Below are 248 nucleotides of genomic sequence, written 5' to 3' on the forward strand. Positions count from 1 at the left end.
GAATACGAGGTGGAAGAATGAAGAAGATTGCGGCAATTGCGTTGATGGCGCTGGCGCTCGCGGGATGCACGCGTGAAGATCAGGCACGTAACACGCTGACCGGTGCTGGCTTCAAGGACATCAAGATCACGGGCTACGACTTCTTCGGCTGTTCGAAGGACGACACGTTCCATACGGGATTCACTGCGCGCAGCCCCAGCGGTCAATTCGTCGAGGGCGTTGTGTGTAGCGCCGTCTTCAAGGGTGCG

1 protein-coding gene is annotated in these 248 nt (G+C 58.1%); it reads left to right on the forward strand.

Going from position 1 to position 248, the window contains the following annotated elements:
* Positions 1 to 17: 17 nt before the first annotated feature.
* Positions 18 to 248 (forward strand): hypothetical protein (locus AC1RPR_RS08960; RefSeq protein WP_481763599.1); only part of this gene is annotated, 231 nt, incomplete at its 3' end.

The sequence above is a fragment of the Dellaglioa sp. CoH-57-MRSF-22 genome (assembly GCF_056781895.1).